Genomic DNA, 17,954 nt, shown 5'->3' on the forward strand with positions numbered 1-17,954 from the left:
TCTCCTTAATTGCAAAGCATTTTGCTGGAATTTAAATGCTTCCGTAATCTAACCTCGGTTCCTCGACCTGGCTGTGTACGAACCTCTACCTCATCCATGAAATTTTCCATGATGGTGAATCCCATACCGGATCGTTCCAAATCCGGCTTCGTTGTAAATAATGGCTGACGAGCTTCCTCCACATCTTCAATACCAAAACCATCATCTTTAATGGTCATTTCAATCAGAGTATCCTCAATGGAAACATGAATGTATACCATTCCATTTGGATCATTTTCGTAACCATGAATAATCGCATTGGTTACGGCTTCTGAAACAACTGTTTTTATTTCTGTCAACTCATCCATTGTCGGATCAAGCTGGGCAATAAAGGCAGCAACAGTTACACGGGCAAACGACTCATTTTGACTTAATGCACTGAATTGAAGGTTCATTTCGTTCTTCATTCAGGCCACCCCCAATCTTTGCAATGCAAATTCCTCAGTCGGTTCCATTTTAATAATTTTAAATAGACCAGACATATCGAATAGTCTTTGTATTGCAGGGGAAATTGCACAAACCACCATTTCACCGTGCACCTGTTTAATTTGTTTGTATCTTCCTAAAATAACCCCCAATCCAGAGCTATCCATGAAAGAAAGGTGTTCTAGATTCAAGACAATATGACGAATATCGTTTTTTTCGATAACAGCTGTCGCTTGCTCGCGGAGTTCATCCGCTGTATGGTGATCTAATTCACCACTTAAGCGAATACATAAAACATCGTGTTTGGTTTCCATATCAATATTAAGACTCACTATCCCCGGCCTCCTTAATCTGGTATAGTGAGTCAATTCGCTTCGCAAACGGTAATATCCTTCTATCAATACAAAACTAGTCGTATTTCGCTAAAAATAGTAAAGTATTTTGATGATTCGACAATGTCAAATTTCCGCGTGTTATTTTCCAGCCTTAGTAAACATGCCAAATGAACGTTTATATAGTGTCCACCATCCGGCTTCCTTTATATCTTTACCAGCTACTATTGGGCTTTCAAGAATTACCTTTCCATCCTTAATGAGCTTAATAGACCCAACCTTATCACCCTTCGTTATCGGTGCATTTAGATTTTTTTGGAGGACAATTTTTTGTTTCACATCCTCGGTCTTTTCACCTTTTTTGGTCAACAATGAAAGTGGTTCACTTGTCACAGCCTCGACAGATTTTTCCCTTCCTTTACTAATTTTAGCTTGACCTATTGTTTGATTCCGCTTAAACATTGGATGTGTTTGATATTGTGCAAAGGCATAATTAAGCATTTTGGTTACTTGCGCATTTCGTTCCTTTGAGGTTGGTGCGCCAAAAACAACAGCAATGACACGCATGCCATCTTTTTGCGCCGTTGCCGTTAAGCAGTATTTTGCTTCGGCAGTAAAGCCTGTTTTTAGACCGTCTACACCTGGATAAAAACGAACTAATTTATTCGTATTGACAAGCCAGAACTTTTTGTCCGTATTTTCACGAAGGTATGCTTCATACATACCTGTAAATTTTGTAATGTCCTCATATTTGAGAAGTTCTTTTGCCATAACAGCCATATCTGCTGCCGTACTGTAATGTCCACTTACCGGAAGTCCGGTTGTATTTTTAAAGATCGTATGCTTTAATCCCAGTTCTTTTGCCTTATCGTTCATCATATCAACAAACGCTTCTTCAGAACCTGCAATTTTTTCAGCCATGGCAACAGAAGCATCATTTCCGGAACCAATCGCAATTCCTCTTAACATTTCCTTCGTTGTCATTTCTTCACCGGGCTCAAGAAATATTTGTGAGCCGCCCATTGAGGCTGCATACTCGCTTGCCCGGATTTTTTCATTCCATGTCAGCTTTCCTTGATCTAATGCCTCCATTATCAGGAGCATCGTCATAATTTTGGTCATGCTCGCAGGTGGCAGCTCCTCATTACTATTTTTCTCATAAAGAACTGTACCTGTATCGCGTTCAATTAAAATAGCGGATTTAACATTGCTGACGATATCCGTACCCTTTTTTTCCTCAGCAGCAAAAGCAGATGGACCCCATAAACTTGTAAGTAATAAAGATGTCACTAGTAAAGTAACAAATCGTTTCATTCGCATAACCCTCCATTCTATATAGCCTCCATTTTTTCCAAAAATAATTATCTTATACAATAATTTCCTCCCTAATTAATAAAAAATAGGGTGTCAGGCACCATGTGAATTTTTCACATGGTGCCTGACACCCTTTACCATTTTTCTATTGTGTTTATTGTGTTATTTCTTCGTGAATAAGGATTGGTGCTTCTATTTTGGTTGTTGATATTCTGATATTTCTATATAGTTTTTCTTTTACTTCTTCAACATTTTCAAAGTTGCTGTAAATGGTTACTATCGATTCACCTTTTTTCACTTGGTCACCGATTTTTTTTCTTAATACAAGACCTACAGCAAGGTCTATAACGGATTCTTTTGTTGCTCTCCCGGCTCCTAATAGCATGGCTGCAGTTCCAACCTCATCAGCAACGATTTCAGCTACATAGCCATCCTCTTTTGCTTCAAGTTCAACGATATATTTTGCTTGCGGCATTTTAGATGGATCATCGACAATCGAAGCATCTCCGCCTTGGGAACTTAAAAATACTTTTAGTTTTTCAAGTGCGGAACCATCCTTAATCACATTTTCCAGCATGGTACGTGCCTCTGTTAATGATTCCGCTTTTTTCGCCACGTAAACCATATGGCTTCCAAGTGTTAAACAAAGCTCTGTTAAATCTTGAGGACCTTCCCCTTTTAGGGTATCAATCGCTTCCTTCACTTCAAGTGCATTCCCAATGGCAAACCCCAGCGGCTGGCTCATATCGGAAATAACAGCCATTGTTTTTCTGCCGACATTGTTTCCAATTCGAACCATGGCTTTAGCTAATTCTCTGGAATCATCAAGAGTTTTCATAAAGGCGCCGGCACCTGTTTTTACATCCAGAACAATCGCATCCGCACCAGCAGCAATCTTTTTACTCATGATGGAGCTTGCAATAAGCGGAATACTATCGACGGTAGCCGTTACATCTCTTAATGCATAAAGCTTTTTATCAGCAGGTGTTAAATTACCGCTTTGACCAATAACGGCGATTTTGTTTTTATTAACAAGATCGATAAATTCATCATTTTCAATTTCAACGTGGAAGCCTTTAACCGCCTCTAATTTATCAATCGTTCCGCCGGTATGACCTAAGCCGCGGCCAGACATTTTGGCGATGGGAACACCAAGTGCAGCAACAAGCGGTCCAAGCACAAGAGTCGTTGTATCACCTACGCCGCCTGTAGAATGTTTGTCAACTTTAATTCCTTCAATTTGGGATAAATCAATTTGATCACCTGATTCAACCATTGCCATCGTTAAATCGGCTCTTTCCTTTTCAGTCATTCCCTTAAAGTAAATAGCCATTGTTAAGGCACTTACCTGATAATCTGGTATTGAACCATCTGTGTATCCATTTATAATAAATTTTATTTCTTCTGTTGATAGTTCCTGTCCATCTCTTTTTTTCTCAATTAGGTCAACCATTCTCATTTTTATCACCACTTCTTTAAATTATTTGCCATTTATTTCGCGATATTTTTTACAATCTCTTTTACATAAGAAAGGAAATCAGCTTTCACTCTTTCAGTTGTTTCAATTACCTCATCATGGGATAGTGGCTGATCAAGGATTCCTGCCGCCATATTCGAAATACATGAAATACCGAGAACCTTCATCCCGCTGTGGCGGGCAACCATGACCTCGGGTACGGTGGACATACCAACCGCATCTCCACCCATAGCACGAACCATTCGAATTTCCGCAGGGGTCTCATAAACAGGCCCGGGATTTCCAAAATAAACACCTTCTTTAACATTGATGTTTAAACGGCCAGCAATTTCCTTTGCCACAACCCGTAATTCTTTAGAATATGCCTCTGACATATCGGGAAAGCGAACACCGAGATTGGAATCATTCGGGCCAATTAACGGATTTGTCCCCATATTATTGATATGATCTGTTATGATCATTAAGTCTCCAGCAGAGAAGCTTTCATTTACACCACCCGCTGCATTGGTGACGATTAACATTTCAATGCCTAGTTCTTTCATAACCCGAACTGGGAAAGTCACTTTATCCATGCTGTAGCCTTCATAGAAATGAAACCGACCTTGCATGGCGACAACCTCTATACCATTTAGCATTCCAAATACGAGTTGTCCGGCATGACCTTCCACTGTTGAAACGGGAAAATCTGGAATTTCATTGTATGGTATTTTTACCGGGTTTGTAATTTCCTCAGCTAGAACACCTAATCCTGAGCCTAAAATGAGACCAATTCTTGGCGTATTTGCGTATTTTTCTTTTAAAAAGCTGGCAGCTTTTTGGATCGTTTCAAAGTTCATCCTCATTCCCCTTCCTTATTTCAATTCATTTAAAAAGCTTTTCCCGTAGTTAGGCATTTTCACCTTAAAGTTTTCAGCCACGGTTGCTCCTAAGTCAGCGAAGGTTTCCCGTAAAGGAAGTTCCTTTCCTTCAGCCATCCCTGTTGAGTAAACTAGCAATGGCACGTATTCACGTGTATGATCCGTGCCCGGAGCAATAGGATCATTTCCGTGGTCTGCTGTGATCATTAACAGGTCGTCTTCCCTCATTTTTGCAAATACTTCTGGCAGACGGGCATCATATTCCTCTAGTGCCTTTCCATAGCCTTCAGGGTCACGGCGATGGCCGTATAACGCATCAAAGTCTACCAAATTCACAAAGCTGATTCCCGTGAAATCTATATCGAAGGTTTCGACAAGTTTATCCATGCCATCCATATTCGAAACCGTTCTCAGTGATTTAGTCACGCCTTCTCCATCATAAATATCGGAAATTTTCCCGATGGCAATTACATCGAAACCAGCATCTTTTAATTCACTCATTACTGTACGATCGAATGGTTTTAAGGCATAATCGTGACGGTTTGGAGTTCGTTTAAAATTCCCCGGTTCACCTAAGAACGGACGGGCAATAATGCGGCCTACCATGTACTTCTCATCAAGAGTTAACTCCCGAGCAATTTTACAAATATTATAAAGCTCATCAAGCGGGACAATTTCTTCATGTGCCGCAATTTGAAGGACGGAGTCAGCGGAAGTATAGACGATCAACGCGCCTGTTTTCATGTGCTCTTCACCAAGCTCAACTAGAATTCCTGTTCCACTTGCTGGCTTATTGCCTATAATTTTTCGACCAGTCCTTTTTTCTAATTCAGATAAAAGTTCGTCCGGAAACCCTTCTGGGAAAACACGGAAGGGCGTTTGGATATTAAGACCCATAATTTCCCAATGACCTGTCATCGTATCCTTACCGTTAGAAGCCTCCATCATTTTTGTATAAAAAGCTAGAGGTTTTTCTGCTTTTTCAATCCCTTTAATTTCACGAATATTACTTAGACCTAACCTCGCCATGTTGGGCATGTTAAGACCGTTCATTTTTTCCGCAATATGTCCATAAGTATCGGCGCCTTTATCACCGAATTTCTCAGCATCGGGTGCCTCACCAATACCAACCGAATCCATTACAATAATAAAAATACGTTTATATGTAGTTGGAGCCATAAATTCTTCCTCCTTCTTTCGATGGAAACTGTTTGCAAACATAAAAGTAACATTGCTATGTTTCCCTTTTTTTAAAAGATTATGAAACCTATTTAATTTTATTCGTCAGAAGTCTGACATCTATATTGTACTAAATGTAATGAAAATTACAAGAAAAAAGCTGCCAATAATTTAGGCAGCTTTTTGACACTTTTGCTCCGTATAAATGGGCAGCAGCCCCCACTGATGGAATTTTCACTTTACGAAACTAGCATTCTATCAAGCGCGTGGATGAAACTTACTATATACATCCTTTAATCTTGTTTTTGTAACATTTGTATATATTTGCGTAGTGGATATATCTGCATGCCCTAACATCTCTTGAACTGCTCGTAAGTCCGCACCATTTTCCAGTAAATGTGTGGCAAACGAATGTCTTAATGTGTGAGGGGTTAGCTCTTTTTCTATTCCAGCTTCTTTTGCTAACTTCTTCAGAATTTTCCAAAACCCCTGTCTTGTTAATCGATGACCTTGATGATTTAAAAACAAGGCATCATCATGGTGTTTCATGGTAACAAAATGTGGCCTTCCATTTTCTAAATAATGCTTAATTGCTTCCGCTGCCGTTCTTCCAATTGGAATAATTCGTTCTTTATTTCCCTTTCCCATACAACGAACGAATCCCATAGTTAAATGGATATTTTCAATATCAAGTCCAATTAGCTCACTTACACGAATACCGGTTGCGTAAAGAAGCTCTAGCATAGCCTTGTCTCTTATCCCAAAGTGGTCATGTGAATCCGGTGTATCCAACAGGATCTCAACTTCTCTTAAACTTAATACCTTCGGCAGTGCCCTTTCAAGCTTTGGTGACTCAATTAGAACGGATGGGTCTTGGTCTGTTGCCTTATCCCGTAATAAAAATTGATGAAAAGCCCGAACAGAAGCAACATGCCTTGCAAGTGTTTTTGCTGACTTCCCATGATCCTTTAAAAAACTTAAAAAATGAATGATATGGACTCGTTGGATCTCATTTAAAGATTGAATCGATTCTACATCTTTTAGATAACGAAGATAACTATTTAAATCACGTTCATATGAAACAATGGTATTCTTAGCCAGTCCTTTTTCTACTATCATGTAATTCATAAAAGCTTTTACTTGTTCTTCCATCACTTTTACTCCCCATTTAAATAAAACAACATCAGCCGATCTAACAAGGAAGAACTTTTTTCATTCACTGCATTCGAAACCCTTAGTGCAGCGCCTTCCGGTTCATCATAGCGATGATAATTTTGGTATTCTTCAGATACCCACATGATACCATAATAGAAGAGAATCGTGCACCCGGTGAATAGGATAAAAACCTTTACCGTTTGCAGCGCCGTTTTAATAAAAGAAATCATCCTTCTTCCCCCATTTGCGATTATCTAGTAAAAGGTATGCCTAATTGTACAAGTTTTATACCTTTAAATCGGAAATGGAAGAATTTATTTTGTTTCAACACCCTTTTTCACTCATTAAAAAAAGGGTTGAAAAAAAGCCCTTCAACAAAAAGGACCTTTGTTTATTTATTCTATTCAGCTTTTTCTTCTTCTTTTACTTTATCTTGGCAGCGGTAACAGATTCCATGAAAGGTAAGGCGATGGTCTTTGATTTTAAAATTCCATCTTCGTTCGACAACCTCTTCTACATCTTCAAGTAAATCTTCCTGGATTTCATCAACGGCGCCACATTCAATACAAACAAGATGATGATGAAAATGGGCCGCACCCTCCTGGCGAAGATCGTAGCGGGATACCCCGTCACCAAAGTTTATTTTATCGACAATTTTTAATTCTGTTAGTAATTCTAAGGTTCGATAAACAGTTGCTAAACCAATCTCAGGCGATTTTTCTTTTACGAGGAGGTACACATCTTCTGCACTTAAATGATCCTCTTCATTTTCTAGCAAAACGCGAACAGTTGCTTCACGCTGGGGTGTTAATTTATAGCTTGCTGAATGCAGCTGTTTCTTAATTCTTTCAATTCTAGTTTCCATCTTGAAGGCCCTCCCTCGCCACTGTTAATTCACATTATAACAGATGACAAAAGAGATTCAAAATAAAATTATTATAAACAAGAGAGTATATTATCTATTACTTAATAACTATTATAAACTAGCTGAACTAATGATTGTTTTCATTAACCAAGGTGATAAATAAGCTTCAATCCCAGATGCTACAGAGATAAAAATGACAGCAGCAACAAGAGCAAAAATGTATCCTTTAAAAAACGGTATAATAGGCTGGGAGTATTTTTTCATAAACTGCTTTCTAATCATTCTTAATGAGAAGATTACTGAGAATGCAGCCATCAAAATAAACACAGGAATGATAATCAAGTTTTGCGGCAATATCGATACCAAGGCTAACATAAAGCCTTTCCAGCCCATCTGGCTAACAAGAAAGCCCACTGTAAATCCAACAACCATACCCTTAATGAATAAGAGGATAAGGATCACAGGCAGGCCGATAATTGATATCCCCAGGATCCACATAAGTCCGATAAACTTACTGTTGTGGAAAAAACTTTGCAAAAATAAGTCGTTGTCTTCTGCCACTTTACCGTCCGAAACTTGGCCAAAAAATTGTGACAGATAGTAGAATAAATCTTCCTTCTGAGTAATGCTCATGCTATTGACCACTATAGCGCCAAAGATTACCCCCATTAAAAATAAAACGACAATAAATAAAAAAATCGAGGAATGCTCACGGAAATAACTAGCGGCATCTGACTGGTATAATCGTTTTTTCATCTGCTTTTCCTCCTATTATTCTCAAGGTAAGTTATTACATTCTATGCCAGTCTAGTTTTTCTATGACCAAATTTTAATAGAGTATATAAAAACCCGGTAGCCTAAAGACTATCGGGTTCGTTTTATTATTTTCTTTTTTAATCAGCAATTTTACCGTATTTCCCACCGCCGCCGGCTGCAAGATTTACCTTGCCTTCTCTCGCTTTCATGATGAGGTCAGCAATTTTAGGCGGTACAACCTCGTTTAGCGCCTCGGAAGGGACTTCATGTAAAATGGCCATTTCACTGCCAAAATGGTTAACAAGCTTTTCCAGTAACTTGGGTCCGAGCCCAGGAATGAATTCCAGCGGCACTTGATGAACGTATGGCGGCCGGTCTTCTCGGCCTTCTTCAGCCGTCTTCAGTTCCAGAATCCTGTCTGCCACCCCTTTAATTATCTTTTTATTTCCACAAAGGGTGCAAATTTGATCATCATCAGTTGCAGGATTATGGCATTCGGCACACACTGTTTTGTGGTATTTACCGAGATACGGGTCAAGGCCATAATTGGCGATAATTTCTCGTCCATCTTCTCCCTTTAATGCCTTTTGTAATTCAAGGAATGTTGGTTCCTGCATTGCAATTACTTGATACTCACGGGCAACTTTTGCCAGCGAATGGGCATCCGAGTTGGTGACAAACGTGTAGTTGTGCAGCTCGCCAATTTGATCAGCCATGCTTGTATCTGAGCTTAGTCCAAGTTCAATCCCATCAATCAGCTCAGGGTCTAATACCTCTGTTAGTGATTTATTTACCCCCTTGCCATATAAACTTTTGAACGGTGTGAACACATGGGCAGGGATAAAAATGCCGCCTAATTCTTTTACCTTTTTTTGCAGGAAACGACCGGTAACGTAAATCCGTTGTGAGCTTAATTGAATATTCTTCAGATTTCCCGACAGCCACGTGGAGAATTCGCTCATAACAGAAAGATTCGGGAAATACATCAGTAGGTGAATCGGTCCGTTGGTTCCTTCATCGTATATTTCCAATTCCGAACCGGGGATTACCGTTAAATCTCCAAACACTAAACCACCGTCCGGATGCTCGACAATCTCACCACTTTTAATTAAGCTTTCCATCTCAAGTATGACTTCAGGTGAATGACTGTCAATAATCCCAACCATGTTGAGCCCTTTTTCATGTCGGGCATGTTCAATGATATTCGTAAACGTAAGCGACTTGGCCCCAGTGATTTTGACCGGTTTACCCGTCCATGTTCGTCCGATGTGAATATGTAAATCTACATAATAGCGATTCATTTATTTTTCAACGCCTCTTGTAATTGTAAGTATTGAACAGCAAATATCGTTTTTGCATCATAAATCTTTTGATCCTTTACATATTGTTCCGCTTCTTCAAGAGTTAATTCCTCAAGATTGACAAACTCGTCTTCGTCAAGAGCAGCAGCATTTTCTTTTTTCGTAAGTCCTTTTGCTAGATAGACATGGACGATTTCATCAGCGAATCCGGGAGAAGTATAAAAGGAAGTCAGTAGTTCAAGACTTTCACATTCATAACCCGTTTCTTCCTCTAATTCGCGGCGCGCGCAAAAGGCTGGTTCTTCGTCTTTTTCAAGTTTTCCTGCCGGAATTTCTACAATCGTTCTTTCTAACGCTTTGCGGTATTGTTCAACCATTACCACCTTGTTGTCATCGGTAATGGCTAATATGGCGACAGCACCAGGATGTTTAATAATTTCGCGTTTCGCCTGTTTACCATTTGGTAATTCGACATCCTGCAAATGAAGACTGATTATTTTTCCTGAAAAAATCTCTTCGCTTTGGAGCGTTTTTTCTTCGAGTTTCGTCATAACTGTCTCTCCTGTTCTTTCCAAATAGGTCTCATCATACATTTTATCATACTATATTTGGAGGGGTATGGGATGAAGGTTGTCGTGCATGAAAAGGGAATCATCCTTGTTGGCAAAGGATGGGAAATCTTACAGAAGCTTAAGGAATATAACAAGGAATACGTTTCCGTTTCTGATTGGATTCAGAATGTTACCCAAAAATAAGACCTGATGTTTGTAGTCTGCCCCGAACTTTACTAAAATTATAAGAAAAGCGGAAGCGCCTTGCTCAGGGGCGACTGGCATAAGCCAATCAGTCAAGAAGGCTGTTCTTTAGCCTTCTTGACTGATTGGCTTATGACCCCGAGCCCCTAGGCGCTGGAGCTAGACAAGGAAAAGGACGGGGTGATTTTTTGAAAAAGAGAAGACTGGGGAAATCCGATTTGTATGTGAGCGAATTAGGACTTGGCTGTATGTCCGTTGGTACAGAAGAGACGATTGCTCGAAGAATTATTGAGGCGGCTCTTGAAGAGGGCATCAATTATTTTGATACGGCCGATTTATATGATTTGGGTGAAAATGAAAAGATAGTTGGACAGGCGTTAAAGGATGTCCGGGAACAAATCATTATTGCGACAAAAGTCGGGAATCGCTGGAGCAAGAATCAGGCCGGCTGGTCATGGGATCCTTCCAAGGCGTATATAAAAGAAGCGGTGAAAAATAGTTTGAAGCGGCTTGGAATTGATTATATTGATCTTTATCAATTGCACGGAGGCACGATTGAAGACCCGATTGAGGAAATAATTGAGGCATTTGAAGAATTGAAGGCAGAAGGCTTTATTCGCTATTATGGGATTTCATCGATCCGCCCTAACGTGATTAGGGAGTATGTTGAGAATTCCGACATCGTGTCGGTAATGATGCAATACAGTATTCTAGATCGCCGTCCTGAGGAAGAAGCATTACCGCTGCTTCAAGAACAGGGAATTAGTGTTGTCACTCGCGGGCCGCTTGCCAAGGGGCTATTAAGTGATAAGTTGTTAGAAAAGGCCCCTGAAAAAGGGTATCTGGATTACGATTATGAAGAGTTGCGTTCTATTCTACCTTTGTTAAAGGAAAAAGTGGCCGCAGCCCGTTCGTTTACAGAAGTCGCTCTGCAATATAATCTCGCTAATTCTGCTGTCGCATCCGTTATTGCTGGTGCAAGTAGCCCGGAGCAGGTAAGGAATAATGCCGCGGCGGTTCGAAGCCAGCCGCTTTCTGTGAAAGAGATTTCTGTGATTAAAGAATTAACAAAGGCAAATATTTATAAGGAACATCGTTAAAAGGAGAGATTTTCGCTCTCCTTTTTATTTGAATTCTTTCCAGTTCATCCCGCTTTCATTTAATAGCTCTTCAAATGATTTATTTTTTTCCTTCAGTCTCCGTTCTTCCCGCTTTCTCGCTTCTTCCGCTTCTTTTCGTCTCTCTTCCTCAGCTTTTAGCTGATCCTGCTGCTCTTTTAATTGCTTCATTAAATTTGGATCAATCAAATCTTTTAGGGTTACTGCTGTCTCATCTTTTTTTGGTTTAGATTGATTTTGTTGTCTCTTTTGTTTTTTCATTCTAAACGCCTCCATAATCAAAATCTCGCTTCTATTATACCATTTCTTAATCGTCTTCATATTAAAAAGGCAGACTGTCATTGACTAGTCTGCCTCCACTATTAAAAAGCTCCTAATTTAACGTTCTCACCCACATGCAATGCTGCTTCTGTTGACGCGATAACCTCTTCAACCGTAAACCCTTGGGCCACTTCTACAAGTCTTAAACCGGAATCCGTAACATCCATGACTGCACGCTCAGTGATAATACGATTGACTACCCCTTTTCCCGTTAGCGGAAGGGTGCACTCTTTTAATATTTTTGATTCGCCTTTTTTATTTACATGCTCCATGATGACAATGATTTTCTGAGCCCCATGAACGAGATCCATGGCACCGCCCATTCCTTTAATCATTTTTCCCGGGATCATCCAGTTTGCTAGGTCTCCGGTTTCGGATACTTCCATGCCGCCAAGAATCGCCAAATTCACATGTCCACCGCGAATCATCGCAAACGATTCAGCACTATCAAAATAGGCCGCACCACTTATAGCTGTCACCGTTTCTTTCCCAGCGTTAATTAAATCAGGATCGACCTCTTCCTTGTGAGGATACGGGCCGATGCCAAGAAGCCCATTTTCCGATTGCAGGACAACCTGTTTATTTTCAGTTATATAATTGGCAACGAGGGTTGGCATACCGATGCCTAGATTTACATAAAAGCCGTTCTCTATTTCCTTCTCTGCCCTTATCGCAATTCTCTCTCTGACAGAGACTTTATCATTTATCATTGCTTTCTCTCCCTTCCCCGACTTTATTTATTGACGGTTAATCTCTCAATTCGTTTTTCCTGTACACCTTCGATAATGGCTTGAACATAGATGCTTGGGGTATGTATAAAATTAGCATCCAGTTCGCCAATTTCATAAAGTGTTTCGACTTCGGCAATCGTCACTTTTCCGGCCGCAGCAATCATTGGATTAAAGTTTCGCGCTGTTTTGTGGTAAACGAGATTTCCCATCTTATCGCCTTTCCACGCCCTAACCAAACTAAAGTCTGCCGTCAGGGCTTCCTCTAATAGATATTCTCGTCCGTTAAATATTTTCGTTTCTTTTCCCTCGGCAATCGGCGTTCCAACCCCTGCTGGTGTATAAAATGCTGGAATTCCTGCACCGCCTGCCCTGATTTTTTCTGCCAATGTGCCTTGCGGTGTCAATTCTACTTCAAGTTCCCCTGTTAAAACCTGTCTTTCAAACTCTTTATTTTCGCCGACATAAGAGCCAATCATTTTTTTTATTTGTTTATTATTTAATAGGAGCCCGAGTCCCCACTCATCAATCCCACAATTATTAGAAATAACCGTTAAATCCTTAACTCCTTTTTCCGCTAATGCTAAAATCAAGTTTTCTGGAATGCCGCACAAACCAAATCCACCAACCATTAGTGTTGCTCCATCCTGAATATCAGCAACTGCTTCCTTGAAGGATGTACAAATTTTCTTCATTTCTGCTCTTTCCCCCTCAAAATTAAGGTATTACACAAGCTCAACAATCGTTGCGACCCCTTGACCGCCGCCAATACAAAGAGTAGCCAATCCTGTTTGCGCATTCCTTCGTTTCATCTCATGAATTAAGGTTACGAGAATTCTTGCACCGCTAGCCCCAATCGGATGTCCGAGTGCGATGGCACCGCCATTTACGTTTAGGATCTCTTTATTTAAATGCAGCTCGCGGTCAACCGCTAATGATTGTGCCGCAAAGGCTTCATTTGCTTCAATTAAGTTTAGGTCCTCGATTGAAACGGATGCTTTTTCAAGCGCCTTTCTCACTGCCGGTACCGGCCCGATTCCCATGATGCTTGGATCTACCCCAGCACTTGTGTTTGCTTTAATCGTAACTAATGGTTTCAGCCCTAGTTCATCAGCTTTTTCCTTGCTCATCACAACAACAGCTGCTGCCCCGTCATTGATTCCGGAAGCATTACCTGCTGTTACACTGCCATCCTTTTTAAAAGCAGGACGTAAACCGGCCAATTTTTCTGCCGTTGTTCCTTTTTTTGGATATTCGTCTATTTCAAATACGATTGGTTCACCTTTACGCTGCGGGATGACAACTGGAACGATTTCATCTTTAAATCTACCATTCTCAATTGCTTTGACTGCTTTATCCTGGCTCCATGCAGAAAATTCGTCCTGTTCTTCTCTAGTGATTGAATATTTTTCTGCTAGATTTTCAGCAGTGATCCCCATATGGTAATCATTAAAGATGCATGTTAGTCCGTCTGATGTTAACGTATCGACTAATTTTTGGTCGCCCATTTTAAAGCCATCACGGGCATTTTTTAACAGATAGGGTGCCTGGCTCATATTTTCCATCCCGCCAGCCACAATTATTTCGGCGTCTCCTGCCAAAATAGCTTGTGTAGCAAGGTGCACAGCCTTTAAACCGGAACCGCAAACCTTATTAATCGTCATTGAGGAAGCGGTTTCAGGAATTCCCGCTTTCATAGCTGCCTGCCTAGCCGGGTTCTGTCCCAGCCCTGCTTGAAGTACATTTCCCATGATGACTTCATCGACTTGATCCGGCTTTACCCCCGCATGCTCAAGTGCTCCCTTAATCACTGTCGCTCCTAAATCCGGTGCAGATACATTTTTTAAACCGCCGTTAAAATTCCCCAGTGCCGTCCGAACCGCACCTACAATAACAACTTCTTTCTGACTCATTATGTTTCTCCCCTTCAACCTTTATTACCTTTACTACTTCTAGTAAAACAAAAGAAAATCCTCTTATTTTGTCAAAATTTCTATAATTCTTGATTTTTCGAAATTAAACCCACTACAATGAAAGTATGAAGAGTGGAGGTAGATAATGATGTTTTTTTTACCTGAAAAAGTAACGATTATCGAAGTTGGCCCGCGTGATGGGCTGCAAAATGAGAAGTTATTCGTACCAACTGAGATTAAAAAACAATTTATCGCTGAATTAAGGAAGGCGGGGCTTCGAGAGATGGAGTTAACTTCATTTGTGTCGCCTAAATGGGTTCCCCAGATGGGGGATGCTGCTGAAATCGTGGCGGCCTGTCTTGACGAGGATTCAAGAGATATTGTCTTAGCCCCGAACCGTAAAGGGATTGACCGGCTCTATTCCACTAATTGTAAAGCCGTTGCCGTGTTTGTCGGGGTCAGCAACAGCTTTAATTTAAAAAATATTAACAAGACAACATCGGACAGTATGACGGAGCTGAAGCCAATTATCCACGAACTAAAACAAAAGAATTATTTTGTCCGTGCCTGCATTTCGACAGCGTTTTATTGTCCTTATGAGGGAAAAATTGATGAAAGTGATACGTTAGCGCTTTGCCGCGAATTTGTCGAAGCAGGTGTTGATGAATTAAGCGTAGCTGATACGATCGGGATGGCGGCGCCGAATGAAGCCTATTCTTTATTTTCCAAATTAAAAGCGGAATTCCCTGACACCCTAATAACTGCTCATTTCCATGACACGAGGAAGTTGGCCCTTGCAAATATTTTGGCTTCCCTTCAGGCTGGAGTTGATCGCTTTGATACATCTGCCGGCGGGCTTGGAGGCTGTCCGTTTGCACCTGGTGCCAGCGGAAATGCCGCGACGGAAGATGTTGTTTATATGCTTGAACGGATGGGGATTGACACATCTGTTGATCTTAAAAAGCTGATGGATGCGATTGAGGTTGTTCGCCCTCATCTATCAAGGCAGATTGAAACTGGCTATTATCAGCTTCATACCCAAACCGTCTAGAATGTTTTTAGCATGAATAATCAGTCTTCTAGTAACCCATCTTATTAAATGAGACTAGCTTGAAGGGAGATTATGTTCATGAGCCAAAAGCGTGATAAAGGAAACAGTCAAAGCGGGAAAAACTATGCAGATACAGCAGGTGGAGGCAAGCGGATGATTGCCGCCGAGGAACTGGAAAAAGCACTCCACCCAACGAAGAGGCAGAATTCAGAGCAATAAAGGATCCTCTAAACTTGGAAGCCGCTCATTGGTATCAGCGGCTTTTTTTTGTTAAAATAAAAACTGTTAATTTATGACATATAAAACTCATTTACCATATCGTGATAAAATCATTTCTCTGGGAGGTGCCCTTTATTGAGGAAAGCATTTCGAGCCCTGTTTGTTTTATTATTTTTCTGGTTATCGCTCGCTTTGTATTTTACAAATCGTGTCATGTATATGAAAAAGAAGGATGAGGAATTGATTTTAAAACGGGAAAAGGATGCTGGCAGGTACAAACCCGATGAATTTGAATCCTTGCCTAAGCGGGATGTTGATATCCCTTCCCCATTTGGCTATATGATCAAAGCAGTTCTGGTGGAGCCGCACGAGACCAATCGCTATATCATTATTTCTCATGGCGTGACGGAGACGAAAATCAATTCGATTAAATATGCGAACCTTTTCATCGAGCGCGGGTTTAATACTTTAATTTATGATCATCGCCGCCACGGTGAATCTGGAGGTAAGACGACCAGCTTCGGTCACTATGAAAAATTCGATTTAAAAACGGTCGTTGACTGGCTCAAAAAAGAGAAAGGATCTGAACTTGAACTGGGTATTCACGGGGAATCAATGGGGGCCGCTACCATGCTTTTATATGCAGGGCTTCTTGAGGACGGAGCAGATTTTTACATTGCCGATTGCCCATTCTCTGATTTTAAGGAACAGCTTGCCTATCTCATCAAAAAAGATTTCAAGCTCATCCCCGGGCTTTTACTTCCGATTGGAGATGTCCTTTTACGGCTGCGGGACAAATATTCCATTCGAAACGTCTCGCCGATTTCTGTGATTGAAAACATCAAGCATCCCGTCCTATTTATCCATAGCCGGAAAGACGATTTTATTTTGCCGTCGATGTCGAAGGACTTATTTGAACAAAAAAAGGGCCCAAAGATGCTATATATCGCTGAAAACGGCCGACATGCCCAATCCTTTAACGAAAACCGTGCTGATTATGAACGGGTCATTGATGAGTTTTTACAGAAATATGTTGATCGGGCTTTACCTAGTTAAAAAACAGACTGTCCGTTTAGGATCAGTCTGTTTTTTCTTTGATGATCAGGCTCATGTATCCATTTAACATTTGCTGTGGACTTTTTAATTGGAAGCAATTGGTGCTTTGCGAAAAATCAATCTTCATTTGCTCATCAAAGAAAACCATTTTTGATTTTTCTAGATAAACAGTTCTATCATTTGTTTCGATGGCGATTTCATCGTCCGCTGTTTCCGGAACAAACCATAAGGCTACTACGCCGTTTACGGCGCAGCCACAGCCGTCTGTATCGTATTTTAGTTTTAGATACCCTTCTCTACCCTCGGTTCTAGCACTTATTTTTTTAGCTGCCGCTTCTGTAATAATGATTTCCATACGTAAAACTCCCCCTACTAGGCATATGATGATTGTATCACAGTTTTTAAGTGCCGCTTACTTTTCTGCTCCACAGCCTTTTGTTTGCATTTTCCTGTTATTCCAGTTAATCTCAAAGTTATGACGAATAATTTTAAAAGGGGTGCTCTTTATGTCAAAGATTCAAATTAAGGTAAACGATAATGGTTCGCTGCGAATTACTGGCGATGTGGAATTGTTAGATGGCGAAGGCAACGTATATACAACAAAACCTTCTTTTTCTCTTTGCCGCTGCGGTCAGTCTAAAAATAAACCGTTTTGCGATGGCTCGCATAAAGGGAATTTTGAATCCCAAGTTCGCGTCCCAAAAGAGGATTAAATGGGAGAAGAGCGACTCCAATTTTGGAGCCGCTTTTTTATACATTTGTAATCCGGATGTCGGCTATCGCATTAATCGAAATTCGGTGCACCTCTTCAAAACGGTCTATGACATGGAGCTTGTGTGTTAATTCATCCCAGTAATGAATTTTTCCCATTACGATTTCATAATTTCGATTCTGATAATGCGTAATCGTGACGAATTGATCAAACTCAATCGCCTCAGATAAGGTCTCGTTCATGAGTTCCAGCTGCTGCTCATCCATTTCCCGTTTCTGTTCATATCCATCTTCTTTTACCCAATCCCTGAGCAGTTTCACATGTTCAGGAAGCATCATTGACGTCCATTTGATTCTTCCGCGGTCGCGAATCATAGTGTT

The 17,954-nt window shown here is 40.6% G+C and carries 24 protein-coding genes; 6 read left to right on the top strand and 18 right to left on the bottom strand.

From position 1 onward, the window contains the following. Positions 1–5: 5 nt before the first annotated feature. The 12 genes from spoIIAB to BABA_RS09470 all read right to left on the bottom strand — a co-directional run bounded on the left by spoIIAB (position 6) and on the right by BABA_RS09470 (position 10,252). Positions 6–446, bottom strand: a complete 441-nt coding sequence (spoIIAB, locus tag BABA_RS09415; RefSeq protein WP_007084937.1) for an anti-sigma F factor — start codon at positions 444–446, stop codon at positions 6–8. Beyond that, positions 447–797 carry an anti-sigma F factor antagonist gene (gene spoIIAA / locus BABA_RS09420; protein ID WP_007084938.1) on the bottom strand — a complete coding sequence of 117 codons (351 nt, stop codon included), beginning with the start codon at positions 795–797 and terminating at the stop codon, positions 447–449. Between the two features lie 141 nt (positions 798–938). Next, a complete protein-coding gene (locus tag BABA_RS09425) occupies positions 939–2,111 on the bottom strand; it encodes a D-alanyl-D-alanine carboxypeptidase family protein (RefSeq protein WP_007084939.1) in 1,173 nt (390 codons plus the stop codon). Positions 2,112–2,265: 154 nt separating this feature from the next. Then, a complete protein-coding gene (locus BABA_RS09430; RefSeq protein ID WP_007084940.1) occupies positions 2,266–3,570 on the bottom strand; it encodes a pyrimidine-nucleoside phosphorylase in 1,305 nt (434 codons plus the stop codon). A gap of 32 nt (positions 3,571–3,602) precedes the next feature. Continuing rightward, positions 3,603–4,424: a purine-nucleoside phosphorylase gene (locus tag BABA_RS09435; RefSeq protein ID WP_007084941.1), complete on the bottom strand. Its 822-nt coding sequence runs from the start codon at positions 4,422–4,424 to the stop codon at positions 3,603–3,605. A gap of 15 nt (positions 4,425–4,439) precedes the next feature. Beyond that, on the bottom strand, positions 4,440–5,624 hold the full coding sequence (deoB, locus tag BABA_RS09440; protein ID WP_007084942.1) for a phosphopentomutase: 1,185 nt from the start codon (positions 5,622–5,624) through the stop codon (positions 4,440–4,442). Between the two features lie 258 nt (positions 5,625–5,882). Beyond that, a complete protein-coding gene (gene xerD / locus BABA_RS09445; RefSeq protein WP_007084943.1) occupies positions 5,883–6,776 on the bottom strand; it encodes a site-specific tyrosine recombinase XerD in 894 nt (297 codons plus the stop codon). Between the two features lie 5 nt (positions 6,777–6,781). Then, a complete protein-coding gene (locus tag BABA_RS09450) occupies positions 6,782–7,009 on the bottom strand; it encodes a YqzK family protein (RefSeq protein ID WP_007084944.1) in 228 nt (75 codons plus the stop codon). 170 nt (positions 7,010–7,179) lie between these two features. After that, a complete protein-coding gene (fur, locus tag BABA_RS09455; protein WP_007084945.1) occupies positions 7,180–7,644 on the bottom strand; it encodes a ferric iron uptake transcriptional regulator in 465 nt (154 codons plus the stop codon). Positions 7,645–7,755: 111 nt separating this feature from the next. Continuing rightward, positions 7,756–8,400 (bottom strand): stage II sporulation protein M, encoded by a 645-nt coding sequence (spoIIM, locus tag BABA_RS09460; RefSeq protein ID WP_007084946.1) that lies wholly within the window; start codon positions 8,398–8,400, stop codon positions 7,756–7,758. Positions 8,401–8,537: 137 nt separating this feature from the next. Next, positions 8,538–9,701, bottom strand: a complete 1,164-nt coding sequence (locus BABA_RS09465; protein ID WP_007084947.1) for an endonuclease Q family protein — start codon at positions 9,699–9,701, stop codon at positions 8,538–8,540. Then, the gene (locus tag BABA_RS09470) at positions 9,698–10,252 is read right to left on the bottom strand and encodes an NUDIX hydrolase (RefSeq protein WP_007084948.1); all 555 of its coding nucleotides are present in this window, start codon (positions 10,250–10,252) and stop codon (positions 9,698–9,700) included. The genes BABA_RS09465 and BABA_RS09470 overlap by 4 nt, the downstream gene beginning before the upstream one ends. Before the next feature lie 72 nt (positions 10,253–10,324). On the opposite strand from BABA_RS09470, the gene mciZ reads away from it, so the two are divergent. Next, a complete protein-coding gene (gene mciZ, locus BABA_RS26470) occupies positions 10,325–10,456 on the top strand; it encodes a Z-ring formation inhibitor MciZ (protein ID WP_007084949.1) in 132 nt (43 codons plus the stop codon). Between the two features lie 188 nt (positions 10,457–10,644). Further along, positions 10,645–11,556: an aldo/keto reductase gene (locus BABA_RS09475; RefSeq protein ID WP_007084950.1), complete on the top strand. Its 912-nt coding sequence runs from the start codon at positions 10,645–10,647 to the stop codon at positions 11,554–11,556. Positions 11,557–11,580: 24 nt separating this feature from the next. On the opposite strand, the gene BABA_RS09480 is transcribed toward BABA_RS09475, so the two are convergent. The 4 genes from BABA_RS09480 to BABA_RS09495 form a co-directional block, all read right to left on the bottom strand. Further along, complete coding sequence (locus tag BABA_RS09480; protein ID WP_040345831.1) at positions 11,581–11,835, bottom strand: YqkE family protein; 255 nt, start codon at positions 11,833–11,835, stop codon at positions 11,581–11,583. A gap of 101 nt (positions 11,836–11,936) precedes the next feature. Continuing rightward, a complete protein-coding gene (locus BABA_RS09485) occupies positions 11,937–12,605 on the bottom strand; it encodes a CoA transferase subunit B (protein WP_007084952.1) in 669 nt (222 codons plus the stop codon). A gap of 23 nt (positions 12,606–12,628) precedes the next feature. Next, a complete protein-coding gene (locus BABA_RS09490) occupies positions 12,629–13,318 on the bottom strand; it encodes a CoA transferase subunit A (RefSeq protein ID WP_007084953.1) in 690 nt (229 codons plus the stop codon). Between the two features lie 30 nt (positions 13,319–13,348). Beyond that, positions 13,349–14,536 (bottom strand): acetyl-CoA C-acetyltransferase, encoded by a 1,188-nt coding sequence (locus tag BABA_RS09495; protein ID WP_007084954.1) that lies wholly within the window; start codon positions 14,534–14,536, stop codon positions 13,349–13,351. Between the two features lie 145 nt (positions 14,537–14,681). On the opposite strand from BABA_RS09495, the gene BABA_RS09500 reads away from it, so the two are divergent. From BABA_RS09500 to BABA_RS09505, 3 genes are all read left to right on the top strand, one after another. Beyond that, positions 14,682–15,587, top strand: a complete 906-nt coding sequence (locus BABA_RS09500) for a hydroxymethylglutaryl-CoA lyase (protein WP_040345778.1) — start codon at positions 14,682–14,684, stop codon at positions 15,585–15,587. A 78-nt stretch (positions 15,588–15,665) separates the two neighbouring features. Continuing rightward, a complete protein-coding gene (locus tag BABA_RS27685) occupies positions 15,666–15,806 on the top strand; it encodes a hypothetical protein (RefSeq protein ID WP_007084956.1) in 141 nt (46 codons plus the stop codon). Positions 15,807–15,941: 135 nt separating this feature from the next. Then, complete coding sequence (locus BABA_RS09505; protein ID WP_007084957.1) at positions 15,942–16,862, top strand: alpha/beta hydrolase; 921 nt, start codon at positions 15,942–15,944, stop codon at positions 16,860–16,862. Between the two features lie 22 nt (positions 16,863–16,884). Here BABA_RS09505 and BABA_RS09510 read toward each other — a convergent pair whose 3' ends face one another. Beyond that, a complete protein-coding gene (locus BABA_RS09510) occupies positions 16,885–17,217 on the bottom strand; it encodes an iron-sulfur cluster biosynthesis family protein (RefSeq protein WP_007084958.1) in 333 nt (110 codons plus the stop codon). 151 nt (positions 17,218–17,368) lie between these two features. On the opposite strand from BABA_RS09510, the gene BABA_RS09515 reads away from it, so the two are divergent. Next, a complete protein-coding gene (locus tag BABA_RS09515; RefSeq protein ID WP_007084959.1) occupies positions 17,369–17,575 on the top strand; it encodes a CDGSH iron-sulfur domain-containing protein in 207 nt (68 codons plus the stop codon). A gap of 37 nt (positions 17,576–17,612) precedes the next feature. Here the strand turns inward: BABA_RS09515 and BABA_RS09520 are convergent, their stop codons facing one another. Then, entirely contained in the window at positions 17,613–17,948 is a 336-nt protein-coding gene (locus BABA_RS09520) for a YolD-like family protein (RefSeq protein ID WP_007084960.1), read from the bottom strand. Positions 17,949–17,954 lie beyond the last annotated feature (6 nt).

This window comes from Neobacillus bataviensis LMG 21833 (genome assembly GCF_000307875.1).
In the GTDB taxonomy this organism is placed as follows: Bacteria; Bacillota; Bacilli; order Bacillales; family Cytobacillaceae; genus Neobacillus; species Neobacillus bataviensis.